The organism is Saccharomonospora azurea NA-128 (genome assembly GCF_000231055.2).
Taxonomy (GTDB): Bacteria; Actinomycetota; Actinomycetes; order Mycobacteriales; family Pseudonocardiaceae; genus Saccharomonospora; species Saccharomonospora azurea.
In genome coordinates, this window is sequence record NZ_CM001466.1 from 1,950,124 (window position 1) to 1,956,207 (window position 6,084).

A 6,084-nucleotide genomic window follows, 5' to 3' on the forward strand; every position below is an offset into this window, starting at 1 on the left:
GCCCGTACAGCCGCGACCCGGCGCGCTCACCCACGCCGCCCCGGCCGGGGCCGGTGCCCTGGCGCGGGTTGGTCGACCGGTTGGGGTTGCGCGTGGTGCCACCGCCGACGGGCGGCGTCCCGACCGGACCGGCGACAGGTGCGGGAGTGTGCGTCACCGGACCACCCGGCGAGACCGGGCCGGGAGCAGGCCCGATCGGGCCGACGGGACCCGGACGCCCCACCGGCGGCGCACCACTGGTGCCGGGCGCGGCGCCTGTGGACACACCGGGAGCGGCAGGCCCCGAGGTCCCGCCCCGCACGTCGGGAATGGACGACGTACCGGTGCCGACCGCGCTCGACGAGGCGCCGGTGTCGATGGTGATGCTGCCTCCGGCGGACGACAGAGTCGTGTAACTGCGAGGGAAGTCCTGGTTCGACGAGGTCTTGGCCTCGTACTCGCTCATGACCTGAACATTGCGCTCGGCGGCCACCATGTGCTCGACACTCTTCTGGAAGTAGGTGTCGGAAGCGCCGCCGAAGCTCGTGACGTTGTCCCAGAAGCCCGGCTTCTCCGGCTTCGGCGGAACCGGCTCGACGGAGTTGGACGCCTGGTGCCAGGCCTGGGCCTGGCTGTTGACGGACTTGAACGTCACGTCCATGTTGTCGGCCGATGCGTAGAGCGCCTTCCCGAGCGGCCCCGCGCCCGCAGTGGCGGCGGACCCGGCATCACCGGTCCAGGCGGCCTCCATGCGCTCCTGGATCTTCTGGATCGCCTGGGCGCGATCGGAATAGCTCCGGCGCAGCTGAATGAGCGTTTCGGCCACCGCCTCCATGCCGCCAGTTCCTTGGCCATTTCTGAAGTTATGAAAAATCTGCTCTCCGGTGTAGCCAGACCCCATAGTCAGACCCCCTTCTGCAAGTTGTCAATGAGATCCGTGACAAATTCATCGACATCAACGCATGCTTGCCTCGGATCATCCATATAAGGTCCAGCATTGACTGTGACGATCGCCGTGCCCGAAACGGCAACCATCATCGCACAATCGCCTCGATCGCGATTATCCCGAAGACCGTAATAGGCCGCAGGGTATCCAGCGACCTCAACTTCTTCCCACAATTGGAGAACGCCGCTACGGTGCCGTTCCCGAACACCGTTCAACACAGCTTCGCTTCCCCTAGAAGGTTGGTCGATCAGGGAGACACTCAGCACTTGAGCGTGAGTGGTCTCCTTAGCGCCCCAACTACAACTTGGGCCCGTGAGTTCCGAGAGCCTTTGACCAGCCGGACCCGTCTCTTCCAACTTCTGACCTTCAATGGGATAACCCCGAGATTCAAGAAGCTCCGGAGACAGCACATCGCACGGGCGATCCATATATGAGCCTACGTCCAGCTCCGAAGGGAACGACAGAGAATTTGAAGGAGCAGCTGACGACTGCGACGAATTACCATGGGGAAGAGCCTCCCCGGGTTCCGTATCAGCACATCCCGCGACACTGATGGAGATTAGCGCCGCAGCAGAAAGTATAATAACACGTCGCACAATCAGACCGTCTCAACCTCGCCGGAACCGAATGCTTCAGAACTTGATTGATCAGTAGAGGAAATTGTCTTCTTGGCGTCTTCGAGTTTACGAACGAATTCGGCAACGTACTCGTTCATCGAGAAGTTCGAATCTTCCAGACCCGCGACACCATCCAAAAGTGCCCTTACGTATCCAAGGGTTGGGGTGTCCTCCGACGGCACCACAGCCAGCGCATCGACGATCGAGTTGACCTGAGCCCGGTCTGCCTCCAATTCCTCCAGCAGCGCCTTCCACTCCCCGATGACGGCGTCGATCTCCTCCGGATCGAAGGACCAGGAGCCACCGCCTCCGGCCGCGGCGGCCATGCGGGCGGCTGCGGACGCGCCCGCCATGGCGGCACCGGCGGGCCCTCCCAGGACCGCACCGACCGCCTCGGTCGCGCTCACGCCGTTCGCCGACTCATGGGCTAGGGCGCTGTACCACGCTTCAGCCATCATCACTCCCGCACAACATCATCGGAAACCATCACGAGGGTAACGAACACCGCGCAGCCGGTCAGCCACTTCCCGAAACCCAGAACGGGGAGCAACACACACAACTCCGCCGCGCCTCCTCGACCCGGACATGTCGGACACCGGCCAGCCCCACAGCCACCGACCCGCCACGCTGCCCACCGAATCTTCGCTTCACGCTGGAGAGAAGCTACTGTTCGGCGCAACGGGGCCCCGCCGTCAGATTCCCCTCTCCAGGTTGCCGAGGACGTCTTCAGCGAATCGAGCAGCGGCGGAACAGGCTTCGGTCGGCTGATCCGCATACGCGTCCACCGCGACGGAGAAGCTCATGTCATCAGCTACTGCGACAGCCACGCCGCAACCACCTGCCGAACGGCGGTCTGCCAGATCCAGGTAGGCGGCGGGATACCCTCCAATGGACGTGTCCTCCCAGTACGCGTAACGACCCTCGTCGTACATGCGGCGTAGATGCACCAGGCCACCAGCACCGCGCCGCGCGTTCCCCGACTGGATCGACACGGTCAAGCCCCGCGAGTCGCCTTTACCTGACCAGCCACAGTAGGGACCGGTCACGTCAGCGGTCGTGTCTTCGCCCGGCAACCTCGGGCGCCCCTCGACTGAGTACTTCTCGTCAGCGAGGAGACCCGGCGACACCAATCCGCACGGGTTCCCCAAGAACGGAGCAACGTCGAGCCCCTTCTCCGGAGGGACGGTATAAGGGTTCGGCCACAGCCCGGACGTCTCGCTAGCCGAGGGCTGCGAAACATTGACCGTCGGACTCCCCAACTCCTCCGACGAGCAGGCAGCCAGCAGCAGCGTAAAACCGATCAACGTAGCTGCACGGTTGATTGTCCTCACCGATCCATACCTCAACAGTTGTCAGCGTCCTTCCTGGAGAGTCCGGATACCGTCTTCAGCGACCACATCGGCCACTTCACAAGCCCGCTGCGGACTTTCGTGGAAGGCGAATCCTGTCGCCATGAATTTCGAAATCGAGATGGACAGTAAGATATCCGGAGAAGCGGATCTGATCTTGAAGTGCTCCCAATCCTTCGTAGACCGCCCATGCCGCGCGCAGGGTTCTTCGAAGAAATCAGGCACCCTCTTCAAGCTTTCGAAGGATATCCTCGGCGATCTTTTCGGCGTCAACACATGCACGCTGCGGATCATCGAAATAGTAACTAGCGGCAACACTGAAAAGCGCCTTGTCCGATATCGCCACGAGCACCGAACAGTCCCCGCGATCGCGGTTGTCACGGATGCCCCAGTATGCGGCAGGATAACCAGAAACGGTGGTCTCCTCCCACAACTCGAGAATCTCGTTCTGATGATGCTCACGTGCAGTTTCGAAGGCCCTCGATGCATGCTCGGATTCGCGGTCGATCAGCGTGACGCTGAGAACTTGCGAGTCCGCATTCTCCTCTGCACTCCAGCCACAAGTAGGCCCTGACAAGTTTTCCAGATCACGACCGAGATCGCTGACCTCGCCGAGTTCAACGCCAACACTGTCATATCCGTAGACGTTAAGCATCGACTCCGACAGAAGGCTGCACGGTTCAGCAAGGAGATCAGAGATAGACAAGTTCTCGGAAATCGGCAATTCTTGCACCATAGAGGAACTTCCCGTGGACGTCTGTGCAGACCCTGCGATCGCCGTCCCGGGCTCCCCTGCGGAACAGGCGACATTAGCCGCCGCAGCCAATATAGAGACGCCAAGGATCAGAACTTGCCGCAAATCACACACTCCTAACAACGTCCACGCCGAGAATGCCAGCGGTTTCGTTGATGATCGGCTCTTATCGGCTTCAGCTTCCCGTGAGCAAGGTGATCGACTTGGCATCCGCGTCATGTCAGCGGTCTCCGCCCAGAGTTTGAATGACGCCGGCCGCCAGTTCGGTCGCGGCCTGACACGCAGCGTCGGGATTGTCGCCGATGTACGCATTGGCCGTGAACGACATGTCGTCCGCGATCCCGACAGCTAACTGACAACGACCCTCGGCACGCTGGTCGACCGTTGCAGAGAACGCAGCCGGATAACCTGCGACCTCGGTCTCTTCCCAGAACTCGTATCTGCCCTGCTCGTACACGGCGTAGAGACCGTCGAGGCCGCCCATACCGCGCTTGGTGTTCTCTGACTGGACACCCACGCTCACACTGACAGATTCACCGGCCCAGCTGCAGTACGGCCCTGTGGCCCGTGCTGCAGCGTCGTTCTCCGGGAGCTTGGCTTCTCCGTCCTGCGCATCAAGCCCTAGAGAGTTGAGCGATTCTCCGGGAAGCAGATCGCATGGTCGAGAGAGAAAAGAATCGATACGGAGGGGCATCTGCACGGTGTACCGGCCACCCGGTTCCTGGGGCGAGGTGGTTCCCGTTCCTGATGTCCCGCCCAACTCTGGCGATCCCTCAGTCGTTCCCGAACAAGCCGCCAGAGCCGAAACGCCAAGTACCAGCACGGCGAGTCGCGTCACGTTCTTGCGCACTCAGACCTCACTCACATGCGTACGCCCAGCTGAATTTACGTGCGCATCACCAGGGTCGCCGAAGTCGGGCAGCCAGAGCACGCAAGCCACGTGCTGCGCGTGTCATCGATGACCGTAGGACGAGTCTTTCGCCTGAGTCACCGCGTCGCGCTCACGCCGTTCGCCGCCTCGTCGGCGAGGGCGTTGTACCACGCTTCAGCCATCATCACTCCCGCACAACATCACCGGAAACCATCACGAGGGTAACGAACACCGCGCAACCGGTCAGCCACTTCCCGAAACCGAGAACGGGAACAGCGCCTCCAGCTCGGCCAACGTCTCCGCGACGCTCACGTGCCGCACGCCGACCATTCCCGCCGACACCGCACCCGCCACGTTCACTGCGGAGTCGTCCACGAAGACGCACTCCCCCGGTGTGACGCCAAGCCGGTCGGCCGTCAGGCGATACACCGCCACATCGGGCTTCGCGACACCCACGTCGCCGGAGAAGACCACCGCGTCGAACCGATCCCCGAACGCCTCTCTCGCTTCCGGTCCACCTCCGGCGTTCGACAACAACGCGGTCCGCACCCCATGGGCGCGAGCGATGCGCACCGCCGCGTACAGGCGCTGCGCACCGACGTCGGTCAGCACACCCGCGTAGTCCAAAAGCAACGCTCGCAGCACCACGTCACCCTACGCCGCGCAATATCACACGGCTGTCAAACCGGCCCGGTGAGAGCGCACCCGATCACCTCATCAGGTCCTTTTTGAGGCGAAACGCGCGTTCGTTCCCTCTGTCTTAGTGGGCAGTCAGGGGGGCTGTCCGAGAGAACAGAAAGGACTGCGATGAACGCGTTCACGTCGGCCAGCGGGTTGTTGCCACTCAACCCGTACGAACCGACCGGATTCGGGGAGCGTTCGCAGGGGGAGGTCGCCGAGGGACAGCTGTCACTCGACGATCTGCTGGCCGAACTCCACGCCCACAACGTCGCTCGTCACGAGTACACGTTGTCCGCGCCGGGCAGGCGCATGCTGCACCGCGTGCTGACGGCGCTCGTGGAGGTCCAGGCAGGAAGGAGACCGGCCAGCCAGCTCGACGGGTGGCTGTCGCCCATGCTGCAGCGACGGCTGCGGGCAAGGCCGCGCACGGTCAGCACACGCTACGTACTACGGAACATCCACGTGTGCCGACCGGCTGAGGACGCGCTGGAGGTGTGCGGCACCGCCCACCTGACCGACCGTGCCTACGCGCTGGTGGCGCGCTTCGAGCACGGCGAGACAGGGTGGCGATGCACCCTGTTCACCGTGCTCGGTCGACGGCCCTAACGGCTGCCGCCGCGCTTGTTCTTCTTCGCCTGTTCGCGGGCGGCGGCCCGCCGCTCCCGACGCGTGGCACCGGCAGCAGCGCCGCTCTTGGCCTTGTTGGTCGTCGTGCCGTCACCGCGGGACTGCACGCCGCCGCCCTCGGACGGGCCCGAGAACGTCAAACCCTGCGGCGTCTGCCCACCGAGTCCTTTGCCCTGCAGCGCCGACGGCACCGGCTCCGGGGCGACGGTGGGCTGCGGCGGCACCGGACGCGCATGGCGCGGCCCGCCGGTCGCCTTCGC

Annotated in this window: 9 protein-coding genes; 1 reads left to right on the plus strand and 8 read right to left on the minus strand. The window is 63.4% G+C overall.

Features of this window, described 5'->3' with window-relative positions; genetic code table 11:
- From SACAZDRAFT_RS23235 to SACAZDRAFT_RS08830, 7 genes are all read right to left on the minus strand, one after another.
- Window positions 1–880, minus strand: an 880-nt coding sequence (locus SACAZDRAFT_RS23235; RefSeq protein WP_040927718.1) for a PPE domain-containing protein, incomplete at its 3' end; no start/stop codon positions are given.
- A 2-nt stretch (window positions 881–882) separates the two neighbouring features.
- Window positions 883–1,521, minus strand: coding sequence for a DUF3558 domain-containing protein (locus tag SACAZDRAFT_RS24160; protein WP_157606969.1), 639 nt, complete (start codon window positions 1,519–1,521; stop codon window positions 883–885).
- 2 nt (window positions 1,522–1,523) lie between these two features.
- Window positions 1,524–1,997, minus strand: a complete 474-nt coding sequence (locus SACAZDRAFT_RS08815) for a hypothetical protein (RefSeq protein WP_005440748.1) — start codon at window positions 1,995–1,997, stop codon at window positions 1,524–1,526.
- A gap of 237 nt (window positions 1,998–2,234) precedes the next feature.
- Entirely contained in the window at window positions 2,235–2,873 is a 639-nt protein-coding gene (locus tag SACAZDRAFT_RS08820; protein ID WP_005440749.1) for a DUF3558 domain-containing protein, read from the minus strand.
- A 235-nt stretch (window positions 2,874–3,108) separates the two neighbouring features.
- Window positions 3,109–3,957, minus strand: coding sequence for a DUF3558 domain-containing protein (locus SACAZDRAFT_RS22425; RefSeq protein WP_082245304.1), 849 nt, complete (start codon window positions 3,955–3,957; stop codon window positions 3,109–3,111).
- Window positions 3,866–4,495, minus strand: coding sequence for a DUF3558 domain-containing protein (locus SACAZDRAFT_RS22430; protein ID WP_040927719.1), 630 nt, complete (start codon window positions 4,493–4,495; stop codon window positions 3,866–3,868). Before SACAZDRAFT_RS22430 ends, SACAZDRAFT_RS22425 begins: the two co-directional genes overlap by 92 nt.
- A gap of 264 nt (window positions 4,496–4,759) precedes the next feature.
- Entirely contained in the window at window positions 4,760–5,164 is a 405-nt protein-coding gene (locus tag SACAZDRAFT_RS08830; RefSeq protein ID WP_005440754.1) for an HAD-IA family hydrolase, read from the minus strand.
- Window positions 5,165–5,323: 159 nt separating this feature from the next.
- Here SACAZDRAFT_RS08830 and SACAZDRAFT_RS08835 point away from each other — a divergent pair, with 159 nt between their 5' ends.
- The gene (locus tag SACAZDRAFT_RS08835; RefSeq protein WP_005440756.1) at window positions 5,324–5,803 is read left to right on the plus strand and encodes an Rv3235 family protein; all 480 of its coding nucleotides are present in this window, start codon (window positions 5,324–5,326) and stop codon (window positions 5,801–5,803) included.
- Here SACAZDRAFT_RS08835 and SACAZDRAFT_RS08840 read toward each other — a convergent pair.
- A partial coding sequence (locus SACAZDRAFT_RS08840; RefSeq protein WP_005440758.1) for a hypothetical protein occupies window positions 5,800–6,084 on the minus strand: 285 nt, incomplete at its 5' end. The two genes, SACAZDRAFT_RS08835 and SACAZDRAFT_RS08840, sit on opposite strands and share 4 nt — an antisense overlap.